Source organism: Streptomyces sp. NPDC000151, from assembly GCF_040301705.1.
GTDB lineage: Bacteria > Actinomycetota > Actinomycetes > Streptomycetales > Streptomycetaceae > Streptomyces.
This window is the reverse complement of sequence record NZ_JBEPFC010000322.1, coordinates 1-1,005: the sequence shown is the minus strand read 5'-3', so window position 1 is coordinate 1,005 and position 1,005 is coordinate 1. Positions and strand designations below refer to the sequence as shown.

Here is a 1,005-nt window from a genome sequence, read left to right as displayed (position 1 = left end):
CCGAACAATTCGCGCGACACGGCGCGGGCGGGCCGCAGCACGCGCAGCGCCGCCGTGCCGCTGCCCGACAGCTCCCGGCTGCTGGACGAGCTGGGGCTGGCCCGTGCCACGCCCGCGTCCCTGATGGCCCGCTGGGCGGCCGCCGCCGACAGCGAGGAGCCCGCGGCCGCCGCGGTCCTGGGCGCGGGCCCGCACGGCCCGGTGCACGCGGACCCGGCCGCCGACGGCTGCCACTTCCTGCTGGAGGGCGGCCCGGGCACGGGCAAGACCGAGCTGCTGCGCTCGATCGCCGCCTCGCTGGCCGCCGCCGACCGCCCGGACCTGCTCTCGCTGGTACTGGTCGACGGCGCGGGCACGGAGCGCGGCGACGGCCTGCGGCTGTGCACGGACCTGCCGCACGTCACCGCGCATCTGGCCGCCTCCGACCCGGTGCGGATGCGGGAGTTCGCGCAGGCGCTGGTCTCGGAGCTGAAGCGGCGCGCCGAGATACTGGGCGGTACGGGCTTCGCGGAGTGGCGCGCCAAGCACGTCGCGGCGCCCCGGGTGGTCGGCCCGCGCCGGTCCGCCGAGGGCCGCACGGCAGCGGCCGCGGCCGGTCCCGCAGCGGAGGTCCCCGGCTCCCCCGCTCCCGCCACGCAGGACTCCGGCCTGCTCGACACGCCCGCGACGCACACGCTGCGGCTGCGCCCCCGGGAGCGTACGCAGGGGGCGCCCGGTGCCGAGGGGGCCGAGCGCCCGGCAGCGGCGGGCGACGGGCTCGCGGCCGTACCGCCGATGACCCGGCTGTTCGTGATCGTCGACGACTTCGACGCGCTGGTCGCACCGGCGCTGGGCAGTACGGGGCGGCCTGCGGCCGGGTCGGTCGTGCGGGCGCTGGAGGCGGTCGCCCGGGAGGGCGCCGCGCTCGGCGTGCATCTGATCGCCTCGACCGGCCATCCGGACCGCACGGCGGCCACCGCCACCGCCGAGCGGGCCGGCCTGCGCGCGCGGCTGGGCGCGGAGGGC

At 79.9% G+C, this 1,005-nt stretch carries 1 protein-coding gene; it reads left to right on the top strand.

The window, feature by feature from the left end; translation table 11 throughout:
* Positions 1-1,005, top strand: a 1,005-nt coding sequence (locus tag ABT381_RS35845) for an FtsK/SpoIIIE domain-containing protein (protein WP_351602317.1), incomplete at both ends; no start/stop codon positions are given.